The organism is Faecalibacterium butyricigenerans, assembly GCF_020687345.1.
In the GTDB taxonomy this organism is placed as follows: domain Bacteria; phylum Bacillota; class Clostridia; order Oscillospirales; family Ruminococcaceae; genus Faecalibacterium; species Faecalibacterium butyricigenerans.
The window spans coordinates 1-14,817 of sequence record NZ_JAJEQL010000002.1; the positions used below are offsets into that span (position 1 = coordinate 1).

Here is a 14,817-nt window from a genome sequence, read left to right on the forward strand (position 1 = left end):
CGGTTCTGAAGCCGTCAGCGGCGTTTCATTATGTTCTTTTCCGGTTACAGCATCTTCACCATGATGATCTCATCCCGGTAGGTGCCGTCCTTCAGCTTAAAGGCCCGGGGCTGGATGCCATAACGCTCAAAGCCGAACTTTTCATAGAGATGGATGGCACGGCTGTTATCGCTGTATACGCCCAGCTCCAGCTGCTCGAAGCCATTGGCCCGGGCCTGGTCGATGGCAAGCTGCATCAGGTAGCTGCCCAAACCACCGCCCCAGTATTTTTGTTCAATCGAGATGCCCACATATGCACGATGGCGATATTTCAGCATACTCCGAACACAGCAGACACCGATACGCCCAACCTGCTCTTTCCCGTCGAATGCACCGACCTCAAAGTTAAAGGGACTCTCCTCGCAAGCTGCCAGACTGGCTGCCGTTTCCGGACTATAAACACATTCCTCCGGGTAACGCGCCATAAAGTGTGTCTCACCGGAGGTCATGCACTTGAATTTGATGTGTACCTCAGCATCTGCGGCAGTTACACTGCGGACGAGCAGTGCTTTTCCGCTGGGCAGCTCATATTCTCTGGGTTCGATCTTCATGTTTCCCTCTCTCCTCTTCTTTCAGATATGTGCTCGCTCCCATTCCTGCAGAACAGACAATTGCAGCTCGGTATGGAACCAGTGCTCTCCCTCTTCCATCACGGTCAGTGTTGCGCTGCTCTTATCGCAAAACGCTTCGATGACTGGGCGGCTGGTCAAATTGTCCTTACCGCCATAGAGCACCTGTGTCGGCACCTTCCAGCAGATGGGATGCTCCTTCACCCAGCAAAGATAGGGCCATGAAAGCGTCTCGCCGAAGGTGGTCGGAATCTCTCCTTTCGCTTCCAGCTGTGCCCCTGTGACATCCGCCCACTGCATCATATGGGTGATGAGGTCTTCCATGTCCACCACAGGTGAGACAAGCAGAGCCTTTTCCAGCGGCATTCTCTGCAATGCCTGCATAGACAGCCATGCACCGATGCTGGTAGCGCGAAGCGAGACCTCCGGCCAGCGTGCGGCGGCATATCGGTAAACGGCCTGAAGCTCTGGCACGGCGACCCATGGCAGGAGCTTTTTCGTTCTCCCCTTCCGCTGGCCGTGCTCGAGCAGGTCGATAGCCAGCACCTGATACCCTGCCGGGCAGGCACGCTCTGCAAAATCCAGCGCTTCCTCTTTACAGCCCATCTTTCCATGGACATACAGATAAAGCCTTTCGGACGGCTCACCGACGAGAAGTGCCGGGATGCCCGCAATTTCAAATTCGAGTTTCTTCATAGGAGTGCTCCTTTGTCAGGCCGCGCTCTCCTTCTGGAAAGACGCGGATTCATTCAAATTCATTTCGGTCGTCCTCCTTTCTTTCATAGTTTCTTTATCATAACATATCCTGCATCCGAGTGCAAACAAAAAGAGCCGCAGCACCTTGTTACAGGTACTGCGGCTCTCGTTTACTTCAGCAGTAGAAGCTGGCTTACTTCACCATGCTTGCGACTTCAGCAGCGAAGTCGTCAGAACGCTTCTCCAAGCCCTCGCCCTTGACGAAGTGGGTGAACTTGATGACCTTGATGTCGCCGCCCAGATCCTTCGCGACCTTGGCAGTGTACTGACCAACGGTCATGTCGCCGTCCTTGACGAACTCCTGATCGACCAGGCAGTTCTCCTTGAAGTACTTCTTGATCTTGCCCTCGATCATCTTCTGCTTGACAGCGTCGGGCTTGTTGGCGTTCTTGGGGTCGTTAGCCATCTGAGCGAGGAGGATCTCCTTCTCCTTGGCGACGACCTCAGCGGGGACAGCAGCCTCATCGACGTAGCTGGGGTTGGCAGCTGCGACCTGCATGGCAACATCCTTGCCGTATGCAGCGAACTCGTCCTTAGCCTCGATGCCGTTGGTGGTCTCGAAGTTGACCAGGATGCCGTGGGTGCCGCCGCCGTGGACGTATGCAGAGCAGACGCCCTCGTAACGGACGAAACGGCGGACCTTGATGTTCTCCTTGATGACCAGAATGAGGTTCTTCAGAGCCTCATCGACGGTCTCGCCGCTCTCGGTCTTGCATGCCATCAGAGCCTCGACATCAGCGGGGTTCTGCTTCATGATGACCTTGGTGGCCTCCTTGACGAAAGCAACGAACTTGTCGTTCTTGGCGACGAAGTCGGTCTCGGCGTTGACCTCGATGACGACGCCCACCTTGCACTCGGGGCAGTAATCAGCGTAGACCATGCCCTCGGCAGCCACGCGGCTTGCCTTCTTGGCGGCGGTAGCCAGACCACGCTCACGCAGGATCTCGACAGCCTTCTCGAAGTTGCCGTCAGCCTCGGTCAGAGCCTTCTTGCACTCCATCATGCCGCAGTCGGTCTGCTTGCGCAGTTCCATAACGTCCTTTGCAGTAATAGCCATTTTAGTATTCTCCCTTACACATTATTGATCGGTTTGTGAGAATCGGGAAAATCAGGCGTTTGCTGCGTCCTCAGCGGGAGCGGCCTCCTGATTGCCCTGCTTGCCTTCCAGCACAGCGTCAGCCATAGCGCCAGCGATCAGCTTGACAGCGCGGATAGCGTCGTCGTTGCCGGGGATGACGTAATCGATCTCGTCGGGGTTGCAGTTGGTATCAACGATAGCAACGATGGGGATGTTCAGCTTGCGGGCCTCAGCAACAGCGATGCGCTCCTTGTGAGGATCGACGATGAACATAGCCTTGGGCAGGGTCTTCATGTTCTTGACGCCGCCGAGGTACTTGTCCAGCTTCTCCATCTCCAGCTCCAGCTTAGCCACTTCCTTCTTGGGCAGCAGCTCGAAGGTGCCGTTGTCCTTCATGTTCTGCAGCTGAGCCATGCGGTCGATGCGCTTACGGATGGTGCGGAAGTTGGTCAGCATACCGCCCAGCCAGCGAGCGTTGACATAGTGCATGCCGCAGCGCAGAGCCTCGTCACGGATGGACTCCTGAGCCTGCTTCTTGGTGCCGACGAACAGGATGTCGCCGCCCTCAGCTGCAACTTCCTTCACGTAGTTGTAAGCCTCGTCCAGCTTCTTGACGGTCTTCTGCAGGTCGATGATATAGATGCCGTTGCGCTCGGTGAAGATATACTTCGCCATCTTGGGGTTCCAGCGGCGGGTCTGGTGACCAAAGTGAACGCCTGCCTCGAGAAGCTGCTTCATAGAAACGACTGCCATAGTAAAATTACCTCCAAAATTTGTTTTGCCTCCGCACACCGTGATCTGCCGCCGTATCGGACGGCGGCGGACTGCCCTCCACTCCTAAGAGCACAAAAGGGCATAGTGATGCGTGTGTAATGCTAAGTAATAATAGCACAAACGAAGCGCTGTTGCAAGGGGTTTTCGTGCTTTTTTCTAAAATGGAACGCACTTTTTCGTCAATCTGCGTCCTCGGCCAGTCCTTCGAGGCCCATCCGGCCGAGTGCATACCCCTTGCCGAACATGAGGTCATACTGAAGGAGCCAGTGCTCGTCGCGCCATTTCTGCTGCAAGGGCGTCAGCTCGTTCGAGGTCGTGCCGTCCTTTTCCATGATGGTGCCCCGGGTGTTGGCCCGGTAGGCGGCGCGGAGCTGGCGGCCAAGGAACTGGAAGTAGAGAGGCTGACGCAGGCCGAACAGCTCCATCATCACCGGCGAGATGTCGTAGGCTGCGATGGTGCCGAGATCGACCGCGCGGTCGGAGTAGTTCGACCACATCAGCAGCGTCGTCTGGTGGAGACGGGGATCGGCGCTGGAATCGCTGGCATAGCCGCTGCGAGTGTAGATATCGTAGTTAGAGTCGATGGGGTTGTAGTGGTCGCCCCAGAACACCAGAATGACTGGCTCGTCCACCTGCGAGAAGTACTCCGTCAGCTTTCCCAGCATGGCGTCGGCGTCCCGGATGCCGGTGGCGAAGTCTTCCAGCGCACCCACGGTGCTGGCCTTGAGGCCCGCCGGGGCTTCCGTGACCTTCACCCGCTGGTCGTCGGGATAGTTGTCCTTATTATAATTGGTATGGTTCTGCATGGTGACGGCGTGGAGGAAGACCGGCGCGTCAGACTTCTCCTTCATCGTCTCGTACTGGCTGATGATCTGGTCGGCCATCGAGTCGTCGGTGACGAGGCCCGTCGTCCAGTAGTGGCGGCGCACCTTCTCGACGCCGTGCATCTTCTCAAGGCTGATGAAATCGTCCAGCCCGAGGTTGGGGTAGGCCGTATCGCGGCTCCAATATCTGGCCCAGAAGCAGTGCACTGCCGCCGTCTGGTAGCCCTGCGTCTTGAGGTAGCTGGGCAGGGCGAACATGGGCTTTGTCACATGCTGCTGGTAGGGCTTGCTGCCGTTCGGCAGGTAGGACACCGAATAGCCGGTCAGAGCCTCGAACTCCACGTCACAGGTGCCGCCGCCGAAACTGGGGCTGTAGACCCGGCCATAGGCGCTGCCCTGCTGGAGCGCGTGGAGGTTGGCCGAGACATCGGTATCGAACTGGAAGCCGTACTGTTCCAGCTCCGAAACGTCCCAGTAGGACTCATCCATCACATAGAGGATGGTGGGCTGCTCCACCCGCTCCTCTGCCGGGGTCTGGGCAGCGTAGGAGTCGGGGTAGGCCGAGCTGGTAGTATACTTTTCCCCTGCCTCCACGTCATCGAGAATGGCGTCGATGGCTTCTTCCGAGTAGCTTTCGGGCTTGTCGATCTCCAGATTCGTCAGGTTGGTGAGGAAGCTGGTGACAACGCCATAGTAGCGGTAGTAGCGGTCCTGCATCCATGCGTCGGGCAGGATGCCCAGAGCCTGCGTAACGGCAGGCTGCAAAAACACACCGAAGACGAGGGCGCAGGCCGCCGCCGTGCTGGCCGCAAAGCCTGCCAGCCGCCGCACCCACGGCAGCTTCTGCCGTCCCCGGTAGAGGAAGAAGGAGCCGACCGTCAGCGCCAGCACCAGAACAGCGGAGAAGATCATGCTGGTCTGGACATGGATGCCTGCAGCGGAGGCCACGCCTGCCGCCTCGGACACCTGTGCCAAGTCCCATGGAAGGAACGGCTCACCCCGCAGCTGAAGGGTGTAGAAATCCACCGTAGCGGGCAGACAGCCCAGCAGGGCTGACAGCAGCGTTGCCAGCGGAGCAAAGCGGGTAAGCCAGTCCAGCGCCAGCCAGACAAGGAAGAGCAGCCCCCACGCCAGAAGATAGGCCTCCGCATGGGGGAAGATGTACTGCAAAAAGGTGTCTGCATTCAGAGTGCCCCGGGCGATCCACTCGGTCAGCACCAGAAACAGGAGGGTGGCTGCGGGTGGAAAGAGAAGCCGCGCCCCGTGCAGCCAGACGGGCGCCGCCTTGGAATGGTGTTTCATAAAGAAGTTCCTTTCACTTCTGCGGTTTTTTTGTCATTTATGGGCAGCAAGTTCTGTCCGGTTTTCTATTATAATCCTCCTTCCTCCAAAATCCAGTCCCGACAGACAAAAAACAGTTGAAAAACTTTCATCCGTTCAGCCATTGACGTAATTTGTCCAGCAGTCCTCCGCGGGAGGGCGGTGCCGCCGGGATGTCGGTCCGCACAAGAATGGCGTCCAGCCCGATGCGCTCGATGTCCGCCCATGGGATGGTCAGCGTCTCATCCCGTCCCAGAAGCCCGAACAGCCGGGGACGTCCCAGCAAAAGCAGGCTCTCGATTCGGGCCGAAGCCTCGTCCAGTTCTAGATCGTCCACCCGGCCAAGGCAGGCCCCATCCTTCAGCTGGACGACCTCCTTGGTGCAAAGTTCCCGAAAGGTCATAGTTCCCCCGCCCCCTTTTCCCTTCATCCTATGCCGGAGCGGAGATCAGAATGCAAAAGGGCTGGAAAAACCTGCCCCGGATGTGCTATACTGGGCACAGTGAATTTCAACTTTTTAAGAGGGATAACGGATGTATAAAAATATCGTATTCGATTTCGGCGGCGTCATGGTGGATTTCGACCCTTACGAGTATCTGGTCGATCTGTTCGGGAACCACGAGGTGGAGGACGAAGTCTTTGCCCTGACCTTCGGCAGTGAGGAATGGCAGCTGCTGGATGCCGGCAGGATCACCCGCGGCGAAGCGAACCTCCGGATGCTCGACCGGGCCAAGAAGGCAGGCCGCGCCTTTGAGGTACAGGGCGTTCTGGACGACTGGATGCATATCCTCCGCCCCCGCCGCCGGATGCAGACCCTTGTTGAGCAACTCAAGCAGCATGGCTACTGCGTCTACTACCTGAGCAACATTCCCGAGGATGTGCTTGCCCTGCTGATGGAGCGGGACTTCAAGGGTCTTTTCGACGGCGGCGTAGCCTCCTGCGAGGTGAAGATCAACAAACCTGACCCCCGCATCTATCAGGCGCTGCTGGACAAATACCAGCTGAAAGCCGACGAGTGTATCTTCATCGATGACCGTGCCGATAACATCAAGGCTGCCAGCCTTCTGGGCCTCGGCACCTACCAGATGCACAGTGTAGGCAGCCTGCTGCGCAGCCTTCCCACCTTCGGCGTCACCATCCACTGACAGCAAAAGACCTCTGCCCGACGGCTTTGCCGGGCAGAGGTCTTTTTTATGCGCAGAGGTTACTTTTTCTCGTAGCTCTGGCAATAGTGCGGGATGTCCACCTGCTGCGAAGAGCAGGTGCAGCGCTCCGTCACCGTGATCTGCGGCAGATCACATTTGCAGCTTTCCACGTTGTGACGGCACTCGCAGACATCACAGCGAACACCTGTGTTTTCCATTTGTTCATCACCTCTTTGTCCCTAGGTTGCCCCAAAGACAAAGCGTTATGCAGGATGTATCGGTGTTATTTTTTACCAGTTGGCCAGATCAGCGCCCAGCTTGCGGCATGCAGCCTGCGTGTCGTCGTCAGGAGTCTCATTGCAGATGAGGCCCTCTTCGCTGAACAGCTGTGCGCCGTCCTCCTTGACGCGCTCACACCAATCGCGCATCCACTGGCCGTCGCCCCAGCCGTAGGAGCCGAACAGAGCGACCTTCTTGCCGTTCAGAGAGCCCTCAAGGCCTGCGAACATCGGCTCGAACTCGCTCTCCTCCAGCTGCTCCGCGCCCATTGCCGGGCAGCCGAATGCCACCACGTCATACTCGTTCAGCTTTGCTGCGTCCATCTCGGCACAGGGCACGATGGCGGCGGCAGCGCCTGCACCCTCAGCGATGCAGTTTGCCATGGTCTCGGTGTTGCCCGTTGCGCTCCAGAATACGATTGCTACTTTGCTCATAATGTTCAGCCTCACTTTTGCTTTATTAGGTTAGCTATTTCTAACTTTCTGTCCTGTAAAAATGCGTCAGATGCAGGCTCAGACGCATTTCTCGGGTTAGGTTTCTCTAACCATCCATAGAGTACCACAGCAGCCCCGCTTTGTCAAGCGGTCAAGCGTGCTAACTTTTTTGGTTCTTTACGCTGCCCTCATTAGCCGGAATGCCACCGTCAGCACGCCGAGGATGACCGGCTGGTGGAGCAGGTAGAGCACCAGCGAGTGACGCCCCATCCAGCCCAGCGGCGGGCAGACCGACCTGCGCAGAGGCTCCATCCCCGCACGGCCCACCATCTGATGGAGAAAGTACCCCACCCAGAACAAAAACAGCCACGGCAGCAGCGGGAAATAGTCGGTGGAGAAAAAGTCCTTCGGCATGAAGCCGAGATAGGCCGTCAGACCATTGGCATAGAGGGCCTGCGGCAGAGCCAGCCGCCCGCCGGGCAGGTTCCAGAAGCCTCTCATCGTGGGATATGTCACCCAGAAGAGCGCTGCGCTGACCACCACACCCGTAGCAGGCGGGATGCGGCGCAGCAGACCGTCCAGCACTGCCGTGAGGAGCATCGCCGAACCCAGCAGCGTCAGCACACCGAACCACACCACATCCTCCGGCAGGAAGAGCAGCGTGACCGCCGTGACCATCGCACCAGCCCCGAATACGACAGCTCCCCGCTTGAAGGGATGACGCCCCATCGGCAGGCAGAAGCCCGACAGCAGGAGGAACACCCAGCAGATGCTCTGCTGCCACAGAAAGCCCGGACGCCCGATGTACCACTTCTGCGGGATGCCAAAGAGAAAGACCACATCCCACATCCCGTGATAGAGCATCATGCTGATGAGGTCAAGCCCCCGCAGCTCGTCCAGCAGACGATAGCGGAGCGATTGTTGCTGTTCCATATTTTTTATCCTTCCCTCTTCCCCAAGTCGAGATAGAGAGAGTATAACACAGCCGGAAAATAAATGCAAAAAGCCGCCCCGGCGGCAGCTGCAAACTGCACGCCGGGGCGGCGTATCACAATGACTGGAGTACCCTTGCTTAGACTTCGGTATTGAAGTAGCGCTTCAGCAGGCCCTCGAAGCCGCGGCCATGACGGGCCTCATCCTTTGCCATCTCGTGGACGGTGTCGTGGATGGCGTCGAGGTTCAGAGCCTTAGCCTTCTTGGCGAGGTCCATCTTGCCGGAGCAGGCACCGCACTCGGCCTCTGCACGCATCATCAGGTTCTTCTTGGTGCTGTCGGTGACGACCTCACCCAGCAGCTCAGCGAAACGGGAAGCGTGATCGGCCTCCTCGTAGGCGTAGCGCTTGTATGCCTCAGCGATCTCGGGATAGCCCTCACGCTCAGCCACACGGGCCATTGCCAGATACATGCCGACCTCGCTGCACTCGCCCTCGAAGTTGGCGCGCAGACCATCGACGATCTCCTGAGGAACGCCCTCAGCCTTGCCGATGCCCACGACGTGCTCGGTGACGTAGGTGTTGCCGGTCTTCTCGACGAAAGCGGAAGCGGGAGCCTTGCAGACAGGGCACTGCTCGGGGATGCTGCCCTCAGCGATGTAACCACAGACGGTGCAAACGTACTTCTTCATAAGATTTATCCTCCATTTTTGTTTGTTGTTATTGGGTGGCCTGCTCTGGTACAGCAGGCCTTGTTTCTGAGTCTATTATAGCGAATAATTCCTAGTTAGTCAAGGCTGATTCTAAGAATTATTCTTAGTTAATAAAAGTCTCACACTTTGTCCAAAAAACGAACACAAAAGATGTCACTTCTGCCGAAAAAGGGCTTTTTCTGCCTGCCTCAGACCTGCAGGTTGCCGCTGGAAGGAGCGTCGGCACCGTCGGCAGAGTCGAACTCGTAGTCGTTGCCGGGGAGGATGGCGTTGAGCAGGATGCCCACGATGGCGGCGATGGCCAGACCGGACAGGTTGACCGACACACCGGCGACCGCGAAGGTCAGGCCGCCCACCGAGTTGAAGCCCAGCGCAGACACCAGAATGACAGCGGCGATGATGAGGTTTCGGCTGTTGGTGAAGTCCACCCGGTTCTCGACCACGTTGCGGACACCGATGGCGGAGATCATGCCGTAAAGCACGAAGCTGATGCCGCCGATGATGCCGGTGGGAATGGTGTTGATGACGGCCTCAAACTTGGGGCTGAAGCTCAGGATGATGGCCAGCACAGCGGCGATGCGGATGACGAGGGGGTCGTAGATCTTGCTCAGAGCCAGAACGCCGGTGTTCTCGCCATAGGTGGTGTTGGCCGGGCCGCCCAGCAGGCCAGCCAGCGCGGTGGCGAGGCCGTCGCCCATCAGGGTACGGTTCAGGCCGGGGTCATTGATGTAGTTGTGGCCGACGGTAGCACTGATGGCTGCAATGTCGCCGACGTGCTCCATCATGGTCGCAAGGGCGATGGGGATGATGGTGAAGAGGGCGCTGATGAACTCGGGGCTGCCGTCAATGGCGAAGAGGCCCATTGCCTCCTTGTGGAGGGGGATGCCGAACCATGCAGCGGAGGCGATGCGCTCAAAATCCACTGCACCGGTCACGAGGGCCACCGCGTAGGAAACCAGCACGCCAATGAGGATGGGCAGGATCTTGACCATGCCCTTGCCCCAGATGTTGCAGACGATGACCGTGCCCAGTGCCACGAAGGCCAGCAGCCAGTTTGCCTGACAGTTGTTGATGGCCGAGGGGGCCAGGATCAGGCCGATGGCGATGATGATGGGGCCAGTGACCACCGGCGGGAAGAAGCGCATGATGCGCCGGATGCCGAAGGTGGAGATGAGCAGGCTGACGACCAGATAGACCAGACCCGAGAATGCCACGCCTGCGCAGGCGTAGGGCAGCATCTGGGTGTTGGCAACGGTCAGGTTGCCGTCGGCGTCGGCCAGCATGGGGGCCACGATGGAGAAGCCGCCCAGATACGCGAAGGACGAGCCGAGGAAGGCCGGGACCTTGCGCTTGGTGATGAAGTGGAACAGCAGGGTGCCCAGACCTGCGCAGAGCAGGGTGGTGGAGACGCTCAGACCGGTGAGCAGGGGCACCAGAACGGTGGCGCCGAACATGGCGAACATATGCTGGATGCCAAGGATGAGCATCCGGCCCCCGCCCAGCTGGCGGGCATCATAAATGCCCTTGGAATAATCGATATTCTGACTCATGATTTCCTCCTTCTACTTGCAGGCCCAAAAAAAGAGGCACTACCGCAGGAAAGCGGCAATGCCTCAGATCTCGGGACGAAATCGGAAACGGAAGATACAGCCGACGCATACAAAAGACAGACTCTTTTTCCGCATCCTGCTCTCCCCCTTCCTCTCATTCTTCGGCATAGTATAGCATAAATGCCGGACACTGACAACCTTTTTCCTGTATTTTGCGGTGATTTTCTGTCAGCTAGGGGCTGACGGCCTTGAAATATGCCGCATTCCACACTATAATATAACCTATTGCCGCAGTTGGTCGCAGGGCCGGCGGCGGCAGCCGAAACAACAACAGCCATACTATTATAAAAGGACGCTTATGATATATCTCGACTACTCCGCCAACACCCCCGCCTCCCCCGGGGTGCTGGAGCGCTTTTGTGAAGTGGAGCGCAGCTGCCCCGGCAACGCGAATTCCCGCCATCAGGCCGGGCGGGAGGCCAAGCTGGTCATCGACCACGCCACCCAGAACATCGCGGGGCTTTTGGGCGCACAGCCCGCAGAGGTCATCTACACCTCCGGGGCCAGCGAGGCCAACAACTTCGCCCTCAAGGGTCTGGCGAAGCTCTCCCGCCATGCGGGCAGGCACATCATCTCTACCCCGCTGGAGCACTCGTCCGTCAGCGGCACCCTGACCGCATTGCAGGAGCAGGGCTATGAGATCGATCTGGTGGACATCCGGCGGGACGGGACCATCGACCTCGGGCATCTGAAAGAGCTTCTCCGTCCCGACACCATCGCGGTGGCGGTGACGCTGGTGGACAGTGAGCTGGGCGTCGTGCAGCCCGTAAAAGAAATTTCAGAACTCTTGCAGGCATGGCCCAACTGTCACTTACACGTAGATGCCACGCAGGCCGTGGGCAAGATCCCCGTCTCCTTTGAGGGGGTGGACACCATGAGCCTGACGGCCCATAAGTTCTACGGTCTGAACGGCATCGGCCTACTGCTCAAGCGGCGAAAGCTTGCCCTCGAGCCGCTCATCCACGGCGGCGAGAGCACCACTATCTACCGCAGCGGCACGCCTACCGTGGCCTTGGCGGCCTCGCTGGAAACGGCGCTGGAAGCCGCCGTTGGGGAGTTGCCCGCGCGTACCGCCCGGGTAAAGGAAGCGAATGCCTTCCTCCGCGACGCCCTCAGCAGGTACCCGAAGGTACACATCAACAGCCCGGAGAACGCGATCCCCCACATCCTGAATCTGAGCGTCGAGAACGTCAAGGGCACCGTATTCCAGCGGGAGCTGGACGCCGAAGGCGTCTGCGTGTCGGTCAAATCGGCCTGCTCGTCGGACGGTCTGCCCTCCCGGGCTGTGTTCGCCGTCAGCCGCGACCGGCGGAACGCCCTCTCCTCGTGGCGCATCAGCCTGAGCCACCTGACCACGCAGGAGGAACTGGACGGCTTCCTCCGCGCCTTCGACGCCTGCTATACCCGGCTGACCCGGCCGCAATAACGGAAAGGACAGAGAACCATGAAACGCGAAATGGAACCCTACCAGCTCATCGAGCGAAGCATCATCAAAAAATACCGCAAGGAGCTGTGGACCCCCTTCATCGTGGCGGTCAAGCGCTACGAACTCATCAAGGCCGGGGACAAGATCGCCGTCTGCATCTCGGGCGGCAAGGACTCGATGCTGATGGCAAAGCTCATGCAGGAGCTGCAGCGCCACAGCGATGTGCCCTTCGAGCTGGTCTTTCTCGTGATGGACCCCGGCTACAACGAGATCAACCGCCAGAAGATCGAATCCAACGCCGAGCTTCTCCACATCCCCGTGACCATCTTTGAGAGCAACATCTTCTCCGTGGCCAACAACACCGACAAAAACCCCTGCTATCTCTGCGCCCGGATGCGCCGCGGCCACCTCTACAGCAAGGCCAAGGAGCTGGGCTGCAACAAGATTGCACTGGGCCACCACTTCAACGATGTCATCGAGACCACCGTCATGAGTATGTTCTACGGCTCTCAGCTGCAGGCCATGCCCCCCATGCTCCACAGCACCAGTTTTCCCGGCATGACCCTCATCCGCCCGATGTATTGCATCCGGGAAGAGGATATTCTGGCATGGAAGCGATACAACGAGCTGGAATTCATCCAGTGCGCCTGCCGCTTCACTGAGAACTGCACCATGTGCGACAATGGCGGCGGCGGTTCCAAGCGGCAGGAGACGAAGATCCTGCTCCGCCGACTGAAACGCGACAACCCTAACATCGAGAACAGCATCTTCCGCAGCATCCACGCCGTGGCGCTGGACACCATGCCCGGCTATAAATCCGAGGGCGTGGAGCACAGCTTCCTTGAGCGGTTCCACGCGCAGGAGGAAGAGCTTAACAGGGAGTAATATAATACCCCCTCCGATAGAGCAAATACCCAAGTCCGGTATCTTTTTTCAAGACGCAAAAAGCCCCCGGAAGCGCAGCGTTACGCTTCCGGGGGCTTTTCCATGCCGCCGACGGGGGTCGAACCCGTACTCTGTCTCCAGAAAGGGATTTTAAGTCCCTCGTGTCTGCCAATTTCACCACAGCGGCTTCTGAATGAGCTGCCGCCCACATTCCTGCAAGCGGCAGCTCATATGATACAATAGAAATGCTGTTTTGTCAAGTTAAACCTTGCCGCCGTGCAGCTCTGCGTACATACGGGAGCGGCAGTCCGCCACAGCCGGGGTCATGTTGACGTAGTGCTTATGGGGCATCTCGATGCGCAGCTCACTCTCCCAAGTCTCCTCGGTGAGCTGCTTTGCGATATAGGCCTTCTTCTCCGCGATGGAGGGCAGCTCAATGGCCAGCTCACCGTGCAGGATGTGGGGCACCAGCAGCTGCTTGACCCGGGTGGGGACGAAGGTGACAGTGCGCTCGATGGCGTCGGAGTCGAGGTTGACCATCGTGACCGGCTTACCCGCCTCGATGACCTCGCCGTCCATTGCGATGAGGTCGCACTGGGCCTGACCATTTTCGTCATAGAGACGCCACGGCATCTTCTTGCCGGGGATGATGGCCTTGCTGGCAGAGTCAGAGCACTTCATCTTGGGCTGATAGGTGCCGTCCGGCCGCTTCACCGCCACCAGCTTGTACACGCCGCCAAAGACGGGGTCCGAGGCGGAGGTGATGAGGTTCTCGCCCACGCCGTAGGAGTCGAAGTGTGCGTGCTCGTACAGCTCCATGTTGGCAATCTTCTTCTCGTCCAGACCGTTGGATGCCACCAGCTTGATGTAGGACTTCCCTGCTGCATCCAGCGCCTTGCGCAGACGCTTGGAACCGCGGGCGAGGTCGCCGGAGTCGATGCGGGCGCTCTTGACACGGCGGTTGGGGTCATTGGGATACTTCTCGATGAGGTAGTCGTCCAGCTTGATGAGGTTGGGCAGACCGCTCTCCATGATGTTGTAGGTGTCCAGCAGCAGGCTCACCGAATCCGGGTAGGTATCGGCAAAGGCCTTGAAGGCGTCGAACTCGGTCGGGAAGAACTCGATGAAGCTGTGGGCCACCGTGCCCACGGCCTTGACCTCAGAGCCGAACTTCATCTCCGCCAGACAGTTGGCCGTGCCGATGCAGCCGCCCAGAACGGCCGCATATGCGCCGTCGTTGCCTGCGCTCTCGCCCTGTGCGCGGCGGGTGCCGAACTCCATGACGCTGCGTGGGGTGTGGGTGTTCAGGCCGGTGATGCGGGTGGCCTTGGTGGCGATGAGGCTGTGGAAGTTCATGGTCTGGAGCAGGTAGGTCTCGATGAGGATCGCGCCCACGAGGTCGCACTCGATGCGCACCATCTGGACATGAGGATAGCAGACCGTGCCCTCCGGCAGGGCGTACATATCGCCCTTCCAGCGGTAGGTGCGCAGATACTCGCAGAACTCCTCGCTCATGCCCTTGGTACGCAGCCAGTGGACGTCCTGCTCGTTGAAGTGGTAGTTCAGCAGGAAACGGGTCAGCTTGCGCTGGCCTGCACTGATGGAATAGCCCTGATTGTCCGGGTTCTTGCGGAAGAACATATCAAAGACAAGGGTGGTGTTCTTAAAGCCGTTTAAAAACAGGCAGTTGGCCATCGTGAACTCATAAAAATCAACGACCATTGCCGGATTGTCGTAGTCCTCATCCGGGATGTACGGCACAACTTTGATCTCACTCATGAAAAGTTTCCTCTCTTTTTCTGCACACCCTCACAGCGGGTGCTGCCAAACCAGCTCTGCGCCACCGCGCATTTTCGGGCACAGCGCACGTTTCGTCCTGTCATGACAGGGCGTTTGTACCACTATAGCATCTTTGACGGGCCGACGCAAGAGGTTTTGGCAGAAAATGACGGCAGAAAAGAAAAATGTTTTTTGCAGGTTCTTTACCGGCATTTTATTCCGCCGTTTCGGGGAGGCCCTCCCCTGCTTCTGTG

General features: G+C 58.5%; 15 protein-coding genes and 1 tRNA gene. 3 read left to right on the top strand and 13 right to left on the bottom strand.

Features of this window, described 5'->3' with window-relative positions:
* Positions 1-44: 44 nt before the first annotated feature.
* From LKD23_RS01020 to LKD23_RS01045, 6 genes are all read right to left on the bottom strand, one after another.
* Positions 45-590 carry a GNAT family N-acetyltransferase gene (locus tag LKD23_RS01020; protein WP_227619956.1) on the bottom strand — a complete coding sequence of 182 codons (546 nt, stop codon included), beginning with the start codon at positions 588-590 and terminating at the stop codon, positions 45-47.
* Between the two features lie 21 nt (positions 591-611).
* Entirely contained in the window at positions 612-1,304 is a 693-nt protein-coding gene (locus LKD23_RS01025) for an alpha/beta hydrolase (protein WP_227619957.1), read from the bottom strand.
* A gap of 193 nt (positions 1,305-1,497) precedes the next feature.
* Complete coding sequence (gene tsf / locus LKD23_RS01030) at positions 1,498-2,421, bottom strand: translation elongation factor Ts (RefSeq protein ID WP_158386867.1); 924 nt, start codon at positions 2,419-2,421, stop codon at positions 1,498-1,500.
* 51 nt (positions 2,422-2,472) lie between these two features.
* On the bottom strand, positions 2,473-3,195 hold the full coding sequence (gene rpsB, locus LKD23_RS01035) for a 30S ribosomal protein S2 (protein WP_015563994.1): 723 nt from the start codon (positions 3,193-3,195) through the stop codon (positions 2,473-2,475).
* 200 nt (positions 3,196-3,395) lie between these two features.
* Positions 3,396-5,342 (bottom strand): LTA synthase family protein, encoded by a 1,947-nt coding sequence (locus LKD23_RS01040; RefSeq protein WP_227619958.1) that lies wholly within the window; start codon positions 5,340-5,342, stop codon positions 3,396-3,398.
* A 127-nt stretch (positions 5,343-5,469) separates the two neighbouring features.
* On the bottom strand, positions 5,470-5,763 hold the full coding sequence (locus tag LKD23_RS01045; protein ID WP_227619959.1) for a PRC-barrel domain-containing protein: 294 nt from the start codon (positions 5,761-5,763) through the stop codon (positions 5,470-5,472).
* 130 nt (positions 5,764-5,893) lie between these two features.
* Between LKD23_RS01045 and LKD23_RS01050 the strand changes: the two genes are divergently transcribed.
* Positions 5,894-6,505, top strand: coding sequence for an HAD family hydrolase (locus LKD23_RS01050; RefSeq protein ID WP_227619960.1), 612 nt, complete (start codon positions 5,894-5,896; stop codon positions 6,503-6,505).
* Positions 6,506-6,564: 59 nt separating this feature from the next.
* On the opposite strand, the gene LKD23_RS01055 is transcribed toward LKD23_RS01050, so the two are convergent.
* From LKD23_RS01055 to LKD23_RS01075, 5 genes are all read right to left on the bottom strand, one after another.
* Positions 6,565-6,723 carry a DUF1540 domain-containing protein gene (locus LKD23_RS01055; RefSeq protein WP_227619961.1) on the bottom strand — a complete coding sequence of 53 codons (159 nt, stop codon included), beginning with the start codon at positions 6,721-6,723 and terminating at the stop codon, positions 6,565-6,567.
* A 72-nt stretch (positions 6,724-6,795) separates the two neighbouring features.
* Complete coding sequence (locus tag LKD23_RS01060; protein WP_227619962.1) at positions 6,796-7,218, bottom strand: flavodoxin; 423 nt, start codon at positions 7,216-7,218, stop codon at positions 6,796-6,798.
* Between the two features lie 177 nt (positions 7,219-7,395).
* A complete protein-coding gene (locus LKD23_RS01065; protein ID WP_227619963.1) occupies positions 7,396-8,151 on the bottom strand; it encodes a heparan-alpha-glucosaminide N-acetyltransferase in 756 nt (251 codons plus the stop codon).
* 139 nt (positions 8,152-8,290) lie between these two features.
* Entirely contained in the window at positions 8,291-8,842 is a 552-nt protein-coding gene (locus tag LKD23_RS01070) for a ferritin family protein (protein ID WP_227619964.1), read from the bottom strand.
* Between the two features lie 209 nt (positions 8,843-9,051).
* The gene (locus LKD23_RS01075) at positions 9,052-10,413 is read right to left on the bottom strand and encodes a uracil-xanthine permease family protein (RefSeq protein ID WP_227619965.1); all 1,362 of its coding nucleotides are present in this window, start codon (positions 10,411-10,413) and stop codon (positions 9,052-9,054) included.
* A gap of 358 nt (positions 10,414-10,771) precedes the next feature.
* Here LKD23_RS01075 and LKD23_RS01080 point away from each other — a divergent pair, with 358 nt between their 5' ends.
* Together LKD23_RS01080 and LKD23_RS01085 are read left to right on the top strand one after the other, a co-directional pair.
* On the top strand, positions 10,772-11,899 hold the full coding sequence (locus LKD23_RS01080) for a cysteine desulfurase family protein (RefSeq protein ID WP_227619966.1): 1,128 nt from the start codon (positions 10,772-10,774) through the stop codon (positions 11,897-11,899).
* 18 nt (positions 11,900-11,917) lie between these two features.
* Complete coding sequence (locus tag LKD23_RS01085; RefSeq protein ID WP_227619967.1) at positions 11,918-12,784, top strand: tRNA 2-thiocytidine biosynthesis TtcA family protein; 867 nt, start codon at positions 11,918-11,920, stop codon at positions 12,782-12,784.
* A gap of 103 nt (positions 12,785-12,887) precedes the next feature.
* On the opposite strand, the gene LKD23_RS01090 is transcribed toward LKD23_RS01085, so the two are convergent.
* Both LKD23_RS01090 and LKD23_RS01095 read right to left on the bottom strand, forming a co-directional pair.
* Positions 12,888-12,971 (bottom strand) — tRNA-Leu (locus tag LKD23_RS01090).
* A 74-nt stretch (positions 12,972-13,045) separates the two neighbouring features.
* Complete coding sequence (locus tag LKD23_RS01095) at positions 13,046-14,563, bottom strand: nicotinate phosphoribosyltransferase (RefSeq protein ID WP_227619968.1); 1,518 nt, start codon at positions 14,561-14,563, stop codon at positions 13,046-13,048.
* Between the last annotated feature and the right edge of the window lie 254 nt (positions 14,564-14,817).